Here is a 14,185-nt window from a genome sequence, read left to right on the forward strand (position 1 = left end):
CTGTCGAACACGGGAACAGGACCCCATTCATGGAAGCTTCGGCGACGCTGGGCCGCGCCCCGGCGGAACACGAGCAGCCCCAGGGCGGCACCGCCGCCCTCACGCTGGCCGCGCTGGGCGTGGTGTACGGCGACATCGGCACCAGCCCGCTGTACACGATCAAGGAGATCTTCGCCCCCTCCACCGGCGTACCGCTCGACGCGCAGACACTGACCGGCGCCGTGTCGGTCGTGCTGTGGGCGCTGATGCTGGTGGTGACGCTGAAGTACGTGACGCTGATCATGCGCGCAGGCAACGACGGCGAGGGCGGCATCATGGCGCTGCTGGCGCTGGCGATGCGCACCGCCGCCGACCGCCCGGTGCTGCGCCGGCGGCTGCTGCTGCTCGGCACCTTCGGCGCCTGCCTGTTCTACGGCGACAGCGTGCTCACGCCCGCGATCTCGGTGCTGAGCGCGGTGGAAGGCCTGGAGGTGGTCGCGCCGCGCCTGAAGCCCTGGGTGCTGCCGCTGGCCATCGCCATCCTCGTGGGCCTGTTCGTGGCGCAACGGCGCGGCACGGGCACCGTGGGCCGGTGGTTCGGGCCGGTGGTGATCGTGTGGTTCGCGACGATCGGCGGCATCGGCGCCTGGCAGATCGCTCAGGCGCCCGAGATCCTGCAGGCGGTCGATCCGCGCCACGCCTGGCACTTCCTGGCGGCGCGCGGAGCCGGCCTGTTCCTCGCCGTGGGCGCCGTGGTGCTGGCCATCACGGGGGCCGAGGCGCTGTATGCGGACATGGGGCATTTCGGCAAGCGGCCGATCCGGCTCGCCTGGAGCGGTCTGGTGCTGCCGGCGCTGGCGCTGAACTACGCGGGCCAGGGCGCGCTGCTGCTGCGCGACCCGCAGGCGGTGGGGAACCCCTTCTTCCTGAGCTTTCCCGCCGCCGCGCTGGTGCCCGCCGTGGTGCTGGCCACCGCCGCGACCATCATTGCCTCGCAGGCGGTGATCTCGGGCGCCTACTCGCTCACGCAGCAGGCGATCCAGCTCGGGCTGCTGCCGCGCATGCAGATCGTGCACACCTCGGCACGCGCGCGGGGCCAGATCTACATCCCCTTCCTCAACTGGCTGCTGCTGGCCGCCGTGGTCGTGGCCTGCCTGGGCTTCGGCTCGTCGTCCGCCATGGCTTCGGCCTACGGCATCGCGGTGACCGGCACCATGCTGATCACCAGCCTGCTCACCTTCTTCGTGGTGCGCCGCGCCTGGGGCTACCCGCTGTGGCTGTCGGTGGGCGCCACGGCCTTCTTCGTCGCCGTCGACCTGCTCCTGGTGCTGTCCTGTTCGATCAAGTTCCTGGAAGGCGGCTGGTTCCCCGTGGCGCTGGGCGCCTGCATGCTGGTGCTGATGACCGCGTGGCACCGCGGAAGGGAGTTGCTGATGGAAACCCTGCACGCCGACCTGCTGCCCCTCGCCGGCTTCCTCGAAGGGCTGGCAGCGGAGACGGAGATCGTGCGCGTGCCCCGCACCGCCGTCTTCCTCTCCGCCGAACCGATGGTGGTGCCGCAGGCCCTGCTGCACAACCTCAAGCACAACCTCGTGCTGCACCAACGCAACGTGATCCTCACCCTGTGCTTCCACGAACAGCCGTGGGTGCCGCCCGCCGGCCGGGTGGAGGTGGCGGAGGTCGGCCATGGGTTCTGGCAGGTCCTCCTGCACTTCGGCTTCATGGACACGCCCGACGTGCCGGCGGCGCTGCAGCTGTGCGCCCCGCACGGGCTGGAGATCGACCTGTTCGCCACCTCGTTCTTCCTGAGCCGCGAAACCGTGGTGCCGCGCCCGCGGGGCGGCATGGCGCGCTGGCGGCAGAACCTGTTCGAGGCGATGTCCCGCAATGCCGGGCGCGCAGTGGACTACTTCGGCATCCCGAGCAACGCCGTCATCGAGCTGGGGACCCGCGTGCAGTTGTGACCCGATGCCGGTCGGCCCAGCCCGCCCACAGCGGAAACAGCCACGTGGCGAGGCCGGCCCAGGCGACTGCGCTGTCGCTCGGCGGCGGCGGCGACACCTGGCCGGCCAGCCAGATCGCCAGGTAGAACACGATGAGCGACCAGAACGCATAGCGGCCGGCGGCGTCGCGCGAGCGCGTGGTGCGCAGGTACAGCCACACGCCCGCGGCCATCAGCGCGCCTTCCACGACGAGCGTCGCGGCGACGCTGTTCCACAGGCCCAGCCCCACCTTCACCGAGTCGCCCGGCGTGATCGGCAGGTCGGGCCGGTGCGAGACGAAATCCAGCAGCCAGTGGCTGAAGACGAGCGCGGCGAGCACGAGAAGCGCGCGGCGCCCGCGCACCCACGGCGACAGCGCCAGCGCGAAGGCCGCCGACCAGGCGAGCGCCAGCACGAGGCTGTGCGTCCACGGGTACGAGACGAAATCGAGCGGCGTGAAGGCGGTGTTGCCGGGATCGATGCGCACCACTTCGACGCCCGCCAGCACCAGGATGGGCCACACCAGGTCGAGCCAGGTGGCGGCCGCGAGCAGCACGCCGAGCGAGACCTCGGGCGCGAGCTTCTTCGCCGCCAGCGCGACGGCGGCATGTCCGATGAACATGGTGCGTCCTTCGTGTTCTGTTGGCGAGGTCGCTCCTGCGGCCGCGGATCGCGGCCGCACCGTCCGTCAGCCAGCTCCGGGCTTGAACTTGCGCCGCTGTTCTCGGTGTGCGTCCGGGCCCATCTTCTTCCCGTTGGCGGCTCTCTCCGTTCCCGGTGAAAGGGTCAACGCAAATGGGGCAAGCTCCGTGTGCGTGTCGGACGACCTGTTCGCTATCACTCCACGCTCACTTCGATGAAGCTGCCTGGGCGCGTCGAGTCCACCGCTTCGAGCACCTTCGCAGTGACTGCGCGGATTCTCGGCCAGCTCGTGGTAGACAAGACGATGACAGCCAAGCGGCGCCCTGCGAGGTTCTGCTGGTACTTCAGGTTCTTATCCGTGGTCAGAAAGACCTCGAATCCTTCGGCCTCCGCGGCAGCGATGAGCGCCCCATTCTGCAGCGTGCCCCATCCCAACTCAAATGCGGTCTCGACGGAGTGCCCGACCAGTGCGTGGCGCAGCGGCGCCGGCGTACCTTGGTCAAAGAGGATGCGCACTACACGACGGCCGCAGAACTCCGGGCCGCGTGCTCCAGAACGGCCCGCACCTGCTCCAGGGACACGCCCTGGAACCACTGGACGAAGTCTTGAATTGACGCGCCGTCCTCGAGGTTCTCGAACAGGGCGGCGACCGGAACACGCGTGCCGCGGAAAACCCACGCGCCGCTGACACGGCTGGGGTCTCGCTCCACGGCAGTACAGCTGGACCAGTCCATCATGGCACTCATGCTAGCACTGGCGCTCGGTGATGGCGAACGTTGGAGTGGACCGGGCGCAGCGGCATTGCGCCGTGAGACGTATGCTCCCACGCACGCCTTGCGGCGCAATGCCGGTGCGTGTCCGCGTCGAACGACCTGTTCAACCGCAACTCATGCAGGCTGCGCATGGAACCGGGGGAGCCTTGGATACGAGCGTGTCTGGTTCTCCGCCTCTGAAACAGCCTTGGCGTCGCACCAGACGACGCCTTCTCCTCAGAGGCGAGGCGCATCGCGTCTTCAAGACCGCGCGAAGTGATTGCAAGCTGCACCATGTGAGGCCTGACGTTTGACTTGGTTATCGCCGAAGTCGGGTCCGCTTAAAGGAGGTGTTCGGCGGATCCGGTATTACCCTTTCTTGCTGCCCAGGACGAGCAGGAGCCCGCCGACCACGATGGCGCCGATGCCAGCCCACATAGGAACATTGACGGTCTGCTTCTCCTTTGCGGAGAGCTCGATCGGCCCAATCTTGACGACCGTAGTGTCTTTCGTGTAGCTGAAGCCACCATAGGCCAGGCCGAGAACGCCCAGCACGATGAGAGCGATTGCGACAAGCCTGATTGGATTCATCTTTTCTGACCCGTGAGTGGTGACGAATGGAGTCTGCGCGATCTCAAGAACATCGCCGTTTGATCGAGTGGCCGATTCGTGCAAGAGATCGGCCGGATATTGGCACAACTCGTCTTCCGCAACGAATTCTGGAACGATGAAGTCCTGCGGAACGGCGCTTGCCGCCCGAGCCGAGCGCGTAGGCAGGACCCTCGGCGATGTTCAATTCTGCAGGGCCTGACGCGTGCGGTCTAACGTTGGAGATGACCGGCGGACAGTAGGCCGGCGAAGCCGGCCGATGGGACGTCCGTGCCGATCGATCTGTTCGACATCACGGCTCAGAGCTTCGGGCCACGACCGCGACTTGCATGCCAGAACGCCAGGACAATGAGCTTCTCCCCGGTCACGCGGTAGTACACGTGGTACCTGGTGCGCGCGAGATAGAGCCGGCGAACGTCAGCGTAGTGACGCGCACTACAGCGAGCGCCTATGCCGGGTTGCTGGGCTAGAACTTCGAGCGCTTCAGCCAGGTCTAGCCGAATGGCGCCTGGCGCTGCAGGGCGGTTGTCGGCCCACCACTGTGCGGCACGCTCGATTTGAGCTAACGCTCGGGGTGTGATCCCAACCGCGAGCACACTGAGTCAGGCAATGCGACGGAGCCGTTCGAAGAGCTCCACGGAGGTGATGGTCTCGCCGCGGTCAGCCTCCGCGATGGAGGCTGCCAATTCGGCCTCGAGTTCCGGGGGCAACTCAAAAGTCTCGTCGCTGTCGCGGGCGAGGATAGTCACGACCGTTCCCTCAGGCAACGTCGCGCCTTCCAGGACGATCTTCCCATCAACGACGGTGCCAGTAGCGAGCTGCATGGCCAGATGCTACACCGGGATGGCGACGGTGCAAAACCGTGACGTCGGACGTCGGAGTTGACCGGCACGCAGCGGCATTGCGCCGCACGCCGTATGCTCACCTGCACGGCTTGCGGCGCAATGCCGGTGCGTGTCCGCGTCGACCTGTTAGACGGCACCGTCACCTGAGGCATGGCGAGCAGGGTTGATGGCAAATGCCAAGACGATGCCAACCATCATAGGCAGCATCGCCACAAACCGGAACAGGCCTAGGCTCTGAGTCGAAAACCAGTTCAATGTTTCGTCAAATGGTAGAACTCCCGCGAAGGGCGTGACCAGACCAGCGACGACAATGAATGCCCCAACAGCCCGAAGCGTCCGCGGCATGCGAGATCCAGCGGCTACGACGACAAGAAGGACACCAAAGGCGACGCGCACCACAGCGACTCCATAGAGCGCCGGGGGCAGCAGCAACGACTGAGCAAACTCAAGAAGGAGAGTCGGGAAGGCAACGCCGAGCAGACCAACGCCGGCGAGACCAAGGCTGAACAGGGTGGCGCAGAGTCTCAGGATTTTCATGCCGTAGCCACGCGCCCCACCATCCAGGGATGCCCGCCTCACTCCAGCCTGATATCGGCTTCCTTCACCACCTTGCCCCAGCGCGTGAGCTCCTGCTGCAGGTAGTCCCCCATCTCCTCGGGCGTCGAGGGCGTCGGCTCCACGCCGGCATCGAACAGCGCCTTCCGCGTGTCCGGCGCGGCCATCAGCTTCGCGATTTCGGAATTGAGCTTGTGCACGATCTCCCTGGGCGTGCCGGCCGGCGCCAGCAGCGCGAGCCACACGGCGGCGTCGTAGCCCTCCACCCCGGCTTCCTCCAGCGTGGGCACGTCGGGCAGCTGCGGCGCGCGCTTCGCCGTCGTCACCGCCAGCGCCTTCAGGCGCCCCTGGGGCACCTGCGCCAGCGCGTTGGGCACGCCGGCGAAGCTGCTCTCGACGACACCGGCCACGAGGTCCTGCGCGGCGCCGCTGCTGCCGCGGTAAGGCACGTGCTTCAGTGGCGCGCCCGTCATCGACACGAACAGGCCGCCCATCAGGTGCTGCGCGCTGCCGTTGCCGGACGAGGCGTAGTGGATCGCCTCGGGGTGCGCCTTGGCGAGCGCGATGAACTCCTGCACGTTCTTCGCCTGCACCTTGGGGTGCACCAGCAGCACGTAGGGCGATTCGACCAGCTTGCCCACCACGGTAAAACTCTTGACCGGGTCGTACGGCAGGTTCTTGTACAGCCAGGGGCTGATCACGTGCGTGCTGGAGACCATCAAGAGCGTGTAGCCGTCCGGCGGCGACTTGGCGACGAAGTCGCTGCCGATGGTGGAGCCCGCGCCCGGCTTGTTCTCGATCACGAACTGCTGGCCGAGCGCCAGCGACAGCTTCTGCCCCAGGATGCGGGCCGTGACATCGGTGAAGCCGCCCGGCGCGAAGGGCACGATCAGCTTGACCGGCCGCGTGGGCCAGGCCGGCTGCTGCGCGAACGCCGGAGCACCCACCACCGAGAGGGCCGCACCCAGTGCCAGTGCGGAAAGCGCGAGGCGCATGGCATCACCCCTTGTAGACGGGCTCCTGCAGCGTGTAGTACGCGTGCAGGATGTGATACACGTTCATGTAGTTCTTCTGCTGGAAGCTCGCGTGCGAGATGCCTTCCATCACGCTGAACTGCTTGTTCGGGTGCGGCAGCTTCGCGAAGAAGGCCAGCAGGTCCTCGACGCTCGCGATGCCGTCGAACTCGCCGCGCAGGATGATGGTGGGCACCTTGATCTGCTGCGGGTCCACCAGCGGCAGCTTCGAGCACATGTCGACATAGGTGCCGGTGGGCATCGAGGAATCGAGCGTGAGGATCGCGTCGGCGAAGGCCTCGATCGTGGCCTCGTCCGCGGTGCCGGGGTGGTCGCGCTCGAAGATACTGTGCACGAAGGCGCGGTCGATGGGGCGGCGGTTCTTCGCCTGGAACTCCGGCAGCTTCTTGCGCCGCTGCTCCAGCGTGGGGCTGCCCTCGCCGGTCCACACGAAGGCGTCGAGCGCCAGCCTGGCCACGCGCTCCGGATGGCGCTGCGCGAACAGCGCCGCCTTCAGCGCCCCGGAGGAGATGCCGTACATCAGCAGGTTCTTCGCGCCCGTCGCCTTCAGCACGTAGTCGGTGCCGGCCTCGAGATCGTCCGCGCCGTTGGCGATGTCGCTGTTGATCGGGCGCTCCTTGCCCGAGCGGCCGTAGCCCTCGTTGTCCATCGTCCAGGTGTCGTAGCCCTGGGCCGCGAACCAGTCCATCGCGGAGGAGAAGGGGCGCCCCGGCACCTGCAGGTCGAAGGTGGGCTGCGAGGCCATCGAGGAGCCGTGCACGAAGAACAGCGTGCCCCGGTGCGGCACGCCGGGGGCGGCCTTCTTGTTCCACAGGAAGAGGCGCACGTCCCCCTTGTGCGTCCAGTGTTCGGTGCCGCCGGTCCACTTCACTTCAGCCATGCCTGAGCCACTCCTTGGAATCGAGCGGGCCATTCTGGAAGGCCCGCGGCGGCATGGGAATGCGGGTTTGCTAGGGAGGCGGATCGCCTAGGGCTGCAGCACGTTGCGGCCGCGCACGTGGCCGGCACGCAGCTCGTCGAGCGTGGCATTCGCGTCGGCCAGCGGCCGCGGGGTGACGGGCAGCTCGGGCAGCACGCCGCGCCGCGCGATGGTCATCAGCTCCCGCAGCTCCTGCAGGCTGCCGACGTAGGAGCCGACGATGGACACGGCCTTCAGCGACAGCATGGCGGGCACCACGCTCGTCGCCCCGCCCAGCAGGCCGACCGCGACCAGCCGGCCCTCCTTGCGCAGCGCGCCCAGGCCGAAGGCGAAGCTCGCCCCGGCGCCGACGAAATCCACCGCCGCCGCGACCCCGCCGCCGGTGGACTTGAGCAGCGCGCGCAGCGCGCCATCGGCATTGGGATCGATCACGTCGCTGGCGCCGGCCGCGCGCGCCAGGTCCCACTTGCCCCGATCCACTTCGGCGACCACGATGGGCGCCGCCTCGAACAGGTGGCGCGCCAGCCGCACGCCCGAGAGGCCCACGCCGCCGGCCCCGATCACCAGCAGCGCGTCGCCTGCACCCAGCGCATCGAGCTTCTTCAGCGCGCTGTACGCGGTCAGGCCGGAACAGGCATACGTGCAGGCCTGCTCCTGCGCCAGCGGCTCGTAGTCGACCAGGTAGCGCGGATGCGGCACCACCACGTGCGTGGCGAAGCCGCCGTCGCGCGCCACGCCCAGGTTGCGGCCGGCGGGGCACAGGTGCTCCTTGCCCGCGGCGCACAGCGCGCAGGTGCCGCAGCCGATCCAGGGAAAGGCCACGCCGCGCTGGCCGACGTGCACGTCCTGCGCGTCGGGGCCGACGGCGATGACGGTGCCCGCGATCTCGTGGCCCAGGGTGCGCGGCGGCTGCACGGCCCGCGCCATCTCCAGCTTGTTGCCGCCGCCCAGGTCGAAGTAGCCGTCGTGCAGGTGCACGTCGCTGTGGCACACGCCGCAGCTGCCCACCTTGAGGATCACCTCCGTGCCTGACGGTTGCGGCACTTCGCGCAGCGCGCGCGCCAGCGGCTTGCCGAAGGACTCGACCTGGTAGCTGACCATGTCCATGGGGCTCCTCCTCGTGGTGCCGCCATCTTGCCATCGCGCCGCGTTGCGGGGTGTTGGCCGATTCGCACAGGCCCGGCGCCCGCCGGTCCGCTCGGCACGGTGCCGATCTTGATCCACGTCAGCGAAGGCGCAGAACACGCACTTGGTGCCATTGATGGAGGAATCGTCCTACACAGGCGCGCCGCCACGGCCCTATCCTCGCGGGTTCGCGCCAGGAGAAGTCGGAGGGGACATGGATATCTGCGATCGGGATCAATGCATGCGCGCATCCCGCCGGAACTGCCCGGAGCCGGTGGGCTACCGCATCCGCAGCAGCGCGCCCGTCTGGGGCGCGCTCTGGCCGCAGCCCGGCACGCGGGAACTCGATGTCGCCCACCGCTGCGTGGCCGTCTCGATCGCCGCCAAGAGCCGAACCGAACCCGGCGCCGCCATCCAGGTGATCCACGTCGGCTCCGGACAGGTCGTGTACCAGAAGCCCACGGAACCGCCGTGGGAGCTGCTCGCGGCTGCTTAGCAGCCTGCGCGGCGCAGCCCCCTCGCTGCTCGGCGGCCCGCCACCCGCGCGCGGCCTTGACCTGCCGCAAAGTTGTGGGAACCCCCAATATCAGGGTTTTCCCGGTCTGCCTAAAGTTCGCGGTTTTCCACGCAGCCAGAAACCCGCCATGCTTCCCCCCACCTTCGAAGCGGCAGCGCGCAAGCCGCTGTACCGCTCCCTGTACTTCCAGGTGATCTGCGCCGTCATCGCCGGCGTGCTCCTGGGGCAGTTCTATCCCGCGCTCGGCACGGAGATGAAGCCGCTGGGCGACGGCTTCATCAAGATGATCAAGATGATGATCGCCCCGATCATCTTCTGCACCGTGGTGGTGGGCATCGCGGGCATGGAGGACATGAAGAAGGTCGGCAAGACCGGCGGCCTGGCGCTCCTGTACTTCGAGGTGGTCAGCACGATCGCGCTGATCATCGGCCTGGTGGTGGTGAACGTGCTGCAGCCCGGCGCCGGCATGAACGTGAACCCGGCGACGCTGGACACCAAGGGCATCGCCGCCTATACCGGCCCCGGCAAGATGGGGACGACGGTGGACTTCCTGCTGGGCGTGATCCCCACCACGGTGTTCGACGCCTTCGCCAAGGGCGAGATCCTGCAGGTGCTGCTGATCTCCGTGATGTTCGGCTTCGCGCTGCACCGCTTCGGCGGCCGCGGCACGCTGGTGTTCGACTTCATCGAGAAGACCTCGCACGTGCTGTTCACGATCATCGGCTTCATCATGAAGGTGGCCCCGATCGGCGCGTTCGGCGCGATGGCCTTCACCATCGGCAAGTACGGCGTGGGCTCGCTGTTCTCGCTCGGCAAGCTGATGGGCGCGTTCTACCTGACCTGCCTGCTGTTCGTGTTCGTGGTGCTGGGCACGATCGCGCGCTTCCACGGTTTCTCGGTGTGGAAACTGATCAAGTACATCAAGGAGGAACTCCTGATCGTGCTGGGCACCTCCTCCTCGGAGTCCGTGCTGCCGCGCATCATGGAGAAGATGGAGAACCTGGGCGCGAAGAAAAGCACCGTGGGCCTGGTGATCCCCACCGGCTACTCCTTCAACCTCGATGGCACCTCGATCTACCTGACGATGGCGGCCGTGTTCATCGCGCAGGCCACCGACACGCCGCTGTCGATCATGCAGCAGGTCACGCTGCTGGCCGTGCTGCTGCTCACCTCCAAGGGCGCCGCCGGCATCACCGGCAGCGGCTTCATCGTGCTGGCGGCGACGCTGTCCGCGGTGGGCAACGTACCGGTCGCGGGCCTGGCGCTGATCCTGGGCATCGACCGCTTCATGTCGGAAGCGCGCGCGCTGACCAACCTGGTGGGCAACGCGGTGGCGACGCTGGTGGTGGCGCGCTGGACCGGCGACCTCGACATGGCGCAGCTGGCGACGCACCTGTCGCACCCGACCGCGCTGGAAGTCGACGAGCCGGAAGTCGTGCTCGATGCCAAGACCGAGCACATGTCCGGCACCGTTTCGCCCACGCCCCAGCCGAATTGACCTTCGGCAACCGCGGCCCATCGGGGCCGCACCAGAATCCTGCATGGCTCACGCCCTGCAGGATTTGCTGTTTCTGAAGCGCACGCGCCCGCTCGTTGCCGCCGTCGCACTCGTGGCCGGCGCGCTCGCGATCGTCGGCTGCGCCGTGGCGCAGGACGCCAGCGCGCAGGCGCCCGCGCAAGCCCAGGCGCAGCCCCGGCCGCCGGAGTGGCCGGCGGACCTCTTCGGCTCGCTGCCGGAGCCGCCCACCGACGCCCCGCCGCCTGCGGTGCTGGACCCGGAGAACCCCGATCACTGGAAGCTGCAGCAGCCGAAGGATGCGTTCTCCGCGCTGCCCGCCGACGCGCGCGGCCGGCCGGACTGGATGCGCGCCTTGCGCGAGGGCCTGATCCAGCCGCGGGCCTCGGTGCGCGGGGGCGACGCGGCCCCGCAGGTGCTGGAGCTGGACATCCTGATGAAGAACACGGCGCAGATGCCGTACGTGAAGTTCCCGCACGGCGCGCACACGGAGTGGCTGGCGTGCACGAACTGCCACGACACGCTGTTCGTGCCGAAGGCGGGGGCGAACCCGACCACGATGCCGAAGATCCTGGCCGGCGAATCCTGCGGCACCTGCCACGCCAAGGTGGCCTTCACCGCGATGTTCACCTGCGAGCGCTGCCACTCGGTGCCGCAGCCGGGGCAGCAGCGGTGGTGGTGAAATCCTGAAGACGGACTACCGGACGCAGAGGACGCGAAGGGTACGCAGAGGACGCAAAAGAACATCCATTGAAAGGTATTCCTTTTGCGCTCTCTGCGTACCCTTTGCGTCCTCTGCGTCCGGCTGTCCGGCTGTCCGGTCTTCTACGCGGCCCGCCTAGACGTACGCCCCCCGTATCGGCGGCGCATGGCGCAGGTGCAGCGCCACGTCCAGCGCCGCCATGTGGTTGGCGTCGCGGCCGAGGATGGCGTCGGCGAGCGGCAGGAACACTTCCTCTTCCAGCTGCGCGTGCTCCAGGTAGATCTCCACCAGCTTCGCCACTTCGGCCCGGAAGTCCGGCACGCCGTGGAACTTGCCCTGCGCCGTCATCGCCACCGCGGGGCGCAGCTTCAGCCACATCTTCTCGATGCGGCGATGGTCGGCGGCCAGCCGCCCGACGAGTTCCTGCACGCGATGGCCTTCACGGATGTCCGTGCAGCTTTTCTGCACGTGCACGAACAGTTCCTGCTCCTCGTCCGCATGGTGCTCGTGCACCACCTTGTCGAACAGCATCAGCGTGGCGTTGGCGATGTGCCTGGCACGGTCCAGCGCCTCGGCCAGTTCGGGCAGCTTCTCCATGGCGTGCAGGCCATCGACGATGTGCTGGTGCGATCCGTGGAATTCGTTCACCGGCCCGTGCAGCTGCGTGGCGGGAACGGTGTCGGGGGCCTTGTCCTGGGCGTCCATGTCTGCTCTCCTTACTGCCTGATACCAGTCTCGGCGCGGGTGCGTCCCTGCCTCTTGACGTGCATCAACCAGGGCCCATGCCCGCAGCCCAAGATCGACCCATGAAGCTGGCCCTGCTGTCGGACCTGCATGCGAACCGGGGCGCGCTGCTGGCGTGCCTGGCGCACGCACGCCGCTCGGGCGCGACGCGCTTCGCGATCCTGGGCGACCTGGTCGGCTACGGCGCCGAGCCGGTGCAGGTGCTCGACACCGTGATGGAACTCGCCGCGCGCGGCGCCCTCGTCGTGCGCGGCAACCACGACACGGCGGTCTACGACGACAGCGGCACCGGGGGCACCGGCGAGCAGCTCGCGGCCGGCTGGACCAAGGCGCAGCTGGGCGTGCGCCACCGCAATTTCCTCGCCAGCCTGCCGCTGACGGCGACCGTCGACGACGCCCTGCTGGTGCACGCCGACCCCTACGACCCCGCACGCTGGCAGTACCTGGATCGCCCCGCGCTCGTGCGGCGCGCGCTCGGCGCGGCGCAGCGGCAATGGGGCGCCAGCAAGGTCTTCTGCGGCCACGTGCACCAGCAGCAGCTGTACTACCGCGCGGCCGACGGCCACCCGATGGCCTTCGCGCCGGTCCCCGACGTGCCGGTGCCGCTGGGGGCGCACCGCAACTGGCTGGCGCTCGTCGGCTCCGTCGGCCAGCCCCGCGACGGCGACCCGCGGGCCATGTATGCCCTGTTTGACGTGGCTCAGGCGCGCCTGTCGTTCCACCGCATAGCCTACGACCACATCGCCGCCGCCGCAGCCATCCGCGCGGCCGGCCTGCCGGAAAGCTTCGCGATACGACTGGAACGGGGACGATGAGACTGCAAGAGGGATCGGTGATCGACGGCTTCGTCGTCGGCCCGAGGGTGCACATGGGTGCCATGGCGGAGATCTACCGCGTCCGCTACGACGGCGGCCGCCCCGACCCCGGCTTCCCCATGATGATGAAGCTGCCGCGCATGGGCGGCGGCGAAGGCGCCGAGAACCTCGTCGGCTTCGAGGTGGAGCACCAGATGCTGCAAGCCGTGCACGGCCCCCACGTGCCACGCTTCGTGGCCGCGGGCGACATGCACCGGCTGCCCTACCTCGTCATGGAATACATCGAGGGCCGCACGCTGCAGCAGATGCTCGACGAGATGTCGCCGCTGCGGCGCCGCCCCGCCGCCGAGGACATCGCCCGCTGGGGCCGCGCCATCGCGCTGGCCGCGCACAGCCTGCACCGGCAGAACGCGGTGCACCTGGACCTGAAGCCAGCCAACGTGATCTTCCGCCCCGACGGCAGCTGCGTGCTGCTCGACTTCGGCCTGAGCTGGCATGCGCACTACCCCGACCTGCTGGCGGCCGACCTGCGCCCCGCCATCGGCTCGCCCGCGTGGATGGCACCCGAGCAGGTGGTGGGGGTGCGGGGCGACCCGCGCAGCGACATCTTCGCCATCGGCGTGATGCTGTACGAGCTCGCCACCGGCGAACTGCCCTTCGGCGCGCCGGCCACCACCGGCGGCCTGCGCCAGCGGCTGTGGATGGATCCCTCGCCGCCGCGCGCGCTCAACCCGGACGTGCCGCCCTGGCTGCAGGAGATCATCCTGCACTGCCTGGAAAGCGCCGCGGCCAACCGGCCGCCCTCGGCGGCGCACCTGGCCTTCGACCTCGGCAACCCGCAGCAGGTGGAGGTGGGCCCGCGCGGCCTGCGCACCCGGCGCACCTCCTTCAGCACGCAGTTCCGCCGCTGGATCCGCGCGGCCGGCATGCATTACGAGCCCAGCCCGCTGCCGACGGAGCGCATCACCGAAGTGCCGATCGTGATGGTGGCCGTGCCGCACCGCGACACCACCGATGCCGTGCTGTACGGGCTGCGGCAGGCCACCGGCCGTTCGCTGGGCATCCGCCCCGGCGCGCGCCTGGCCTGCGTGACCGTGGTCGACGCCGACCCGCAGGTGGAGGAAGCGGCCGTGCACCGCTACCACAGCGAGCAGCTGCGCCAGTGGTGCCGCGGCATCGACCTGCACGGCCGCCAGGTGTCGTTCCACGTGCTGCAGTCGGACGACGTGGCGGGCGCACTGCTGGCCTACGCGGAGGCCAACCACGTCACGCTCATCGTGATCGGCGCCGCCACCCACGGGCTGGCGCTGCGCCGCTGGATCCCGACGATCCCGGCCCGCGTCGCGGCCGAAGCGCCCTGCAGCGTGCTGCTGGTGAAGGACGCCCCGCCCTTCCAGCTGCTGCAGCAGGCGGCCGAGGAAGAAGAGGAGACTTAAGTGATCGGGTAA

The 14,185-nt window shown here is 68.6% G+C and carries 17 protein-coding genes and 1 pseudogene; 6 read left to right on the forward strand and 12 right to left on the reverse strand.

Annotated elements, in window-relative coordinates:
- Window positions 1-29 precede the first annotated feature (29 nt).
- A complete protein-coding gene (locus WG923_RS10655) occupies window positions 30-1,943 on the forward strand; it encodes a potassium transporter Kup (RefSeq protein ID WP_340350934.1) in 1,914 nt (637 codons plus the stop codon).
- Here the strand turns inward: WG923_RS10655 and WG923_RS10660 are convergent.
- From WG923_RS10660 to WG923_RS10700, 11 genes and pseudogenes are all read right to left on the reverse strand, one after another.
- Entirely contained in the window at window positions 1,912-2,583 is a 672-nt protein-coding gene (locus tag WG923_RS10660) for a hypothetical protein (RefSeq protein ID WP_340350935.1), read from the reverse strand. The two genes, WG923_RS10655 and WG923_RS10660, sit on opposite strands and share 32 nt — an antisense overlap.
- A 215-nt stretch (window positions 2,584-2,798) precedes the next feature.
- Window positions 2,799-3,119 (reverse strand): hypothetical protein, encoded by a 321-nt coding sequence (locus WG923_RS10665; protein WP_340350936.1) that lies wholly within the window; start codon window positions 3,117-3,119, stop codon window positions 2,799-2,801.
- Entirely contained in the window at window positions 3,119-3,340 is a 222-nt protein-coding gene (locus WG923_RS10670) for a DUF433 domain-containing protein (protein WP_340350937.1), read from the reverse strand. The genes WG923_RS10665 and WG923_RS10670 overlap by 1 nt, the downstream gene beginning before the upstream one ends.
- 384 nt (window positions 3,341-3,724) lie before the next feature.
- A complete protein-coding gene (locus WG923_RS10675) occupies window positions 3,725-3,946 on the reverse strand; it encodes a hypothetical protein (protein WP_340351064.1) in 222 nt (73 codons plus the stop codon).
- A gap of 51 nt (window positions 3,947-3,997) precedes the next feature.
- Window positions 3,998-4,132 (reverse strand): annotated as a pseudogene (locus WG923_RS30410) (DUF7661 family protein); the annotation flags it as partial.
- A 131-nt stretch (window positions 4,133-4,263) separates the two neighbouring features.
- Window positions 4,264-4,560, reverse strand: coding sequence for a type II toxin-antitoxin system RelE/ParE family toxin (locus WG923_RS30415; RefSeq protein ID WP_445322913.1), 297 nt, complete (start codon window positions 4,558-4,560; stop codon window positions 4,264-4,266).
- A gap of 6 nt (window positions 4,561-4,566) precedes the next feature.
- Window positions 4,567-4,788 (reverse strand): hypothetical protein, encoded by a 222-nt coding sequence (locus WG923_RS10680; protein WP_340350938.1) that lies wholly within the window; start codon window positions 4,786-4,788, stop codon window positions 4,567-4,569.
- Window positions 4,789-4,935: 147 nt separating this feature from the next.
- Window positions 4,936-5,346 carry a hypothetical protein gene (locus WG923_RS10685; protein WP_340350939.1) on the reverse strand — a complete coding sequence of 137 codons (411 nt, stop codon included), beginning with the start codon at window positions 5,344-5,346 and terminating at the stop codon, window positions 4,936-4,938.
- A gap of 38 nt (window positions 5,347-5,384) precedes the next feature.
- Entirely contained in the window at window positions 5,385-6,359 is a 975-nt protein-coding gene (locus WG923_RS10690) for a Bug family tripartite tricarboxylate transporter substrate binding protein (protein WP_340350940.1), read from the reverse strand.
- A gap of 4 nt (window positions 6,360-6,363) precedes the next feature.
- The gene (locus WG923_RS10695; protein WP_340350941.1) at window positions 6,364-7,278 is read right to left on the reverse strand and encodes an alpha/beta hydrolase; all 915 of its coding nucleotides are present in this window, start codon (window positions 7,276-7,278) and stop codon (window positions 6,364-6,366) included.
- An 87-nt stretch (window positions 7,279-7,365) separates the two neighbouring features.
- On the reverse strand, window positions 7,366-8,424 hold the full coding sequence (locus tag WG923_RS10700; RefSeq protein WP_340350942.1) for an alcohol dehydrogenase: 1,059 nt from the start codon (window positions 8,422-8,424) through the stop codon (window positions 7,366-7,368).
- 259 nt (window positions 8,425-8,683) lie between these two features.
- Between WG923_RS10700 and WG923_RS10705 the strand changes: the two genes are divergently transcribed.
- The 3 genes from WG923_RS10705 (at window position 8,684) to WG923_RS10715 (ending at window position 11,157) form a co-directional block, all read left to right on the forward strand.
- Window positions 8,684-8,938, forward strand: a complete 255-nt coding sequence (locus WG923_RS10705) for a hypothetical protein (RefSeq protein ID WP_340350943.1) — start codon at window positions 8,684-8,686, stop codon at window positions 8,936-8,938.
- A gap of 148 nt (window positions 8,939-9,086) precedes the next feature.
- Entirely contained in the window at window positions 9,087-10,457 is a 1,371-nt protein-coding gene (locus WG923_RS10710; protein WP_340350944.1) for a dicarboxylate/amino acid:cation symporter, read from the forward strand.
- A gap of 43 nt (window positions 10,458-10,500) precedes the next feature.
- Window positions 10,501-11,157 carry a c(7)-type cytochrome triheme domain-containing protein gene (locus WG923_RS10715; protein WP_340350945.1) on the forward strand — a complete coding sequence of 219 codons (657 nt, stop codon included), beginning with the start codon at window positions 10,501-10,503 and terminating at the stop codon, window positions 11,155-11,157.
- Window positions 11,158-11,313: 156 nt separating this feature from the next.
- Here WG923_RS10715 and WG923_RS10720 read toward each other — a convergent pair whose 3' ends face one another.
- Window positions 11,314-11,883, reverse strand: a complete 570-nt coding sequence (locus WG923_RS10720; RefSeq protein ID WP_340350946.1) for a hemerythrin domain-containing protein — start codon at window positions 11,881-11,883, stop codon at window positions 11,314-11,316.
- Window positions 11,884-11,984: 101 nt separating this feature from the next.
- Between WG923_RS10720 and WG923_RS10725 the strand changes: the two genes are divergently transcribed.
- On the forward strand, window positions 11,985-12,737 hold the full coding sequence (locus WG923_RS10725; RefSeq protein WP_340350947.1) for a metallophosphoesterase family protein: 753 nt from the start codon (window positions 11,985-11,987) through the stop codon (window positions 12,735-12,737).
- The gene (locus WG923_RS10730) at window positions 12,734-14,173 is read left to right on the forward strand and encodes a serine/threonine protein kinase (RefSeq protein ID WP_340350948.1); all 1,440 of its coding nucleotides are present in this window, start codon (window positions 12,734-12,736) and stop codon (window positions 14,171-14,173) included. The genes WG923_RS10725 and WG923_RS10730 overlap by 4 nt, the downstream gene beginning before the upstream one ends.
- The last annotated feature ends 12 nt before the right edge of the window (window positions 14,174-14,185 follow it).

Source organism: Ramlibacter sp. AN1133 (genome assembly GCF_037890035.1).
In the GTDB taxonomy this organism is placed as follows: domain Bacteria; phylum Pseudomonadota; class Gammaproteobacteria; order Burkholderiales; family Burkholderiaceae_C; genus Ramlibacter.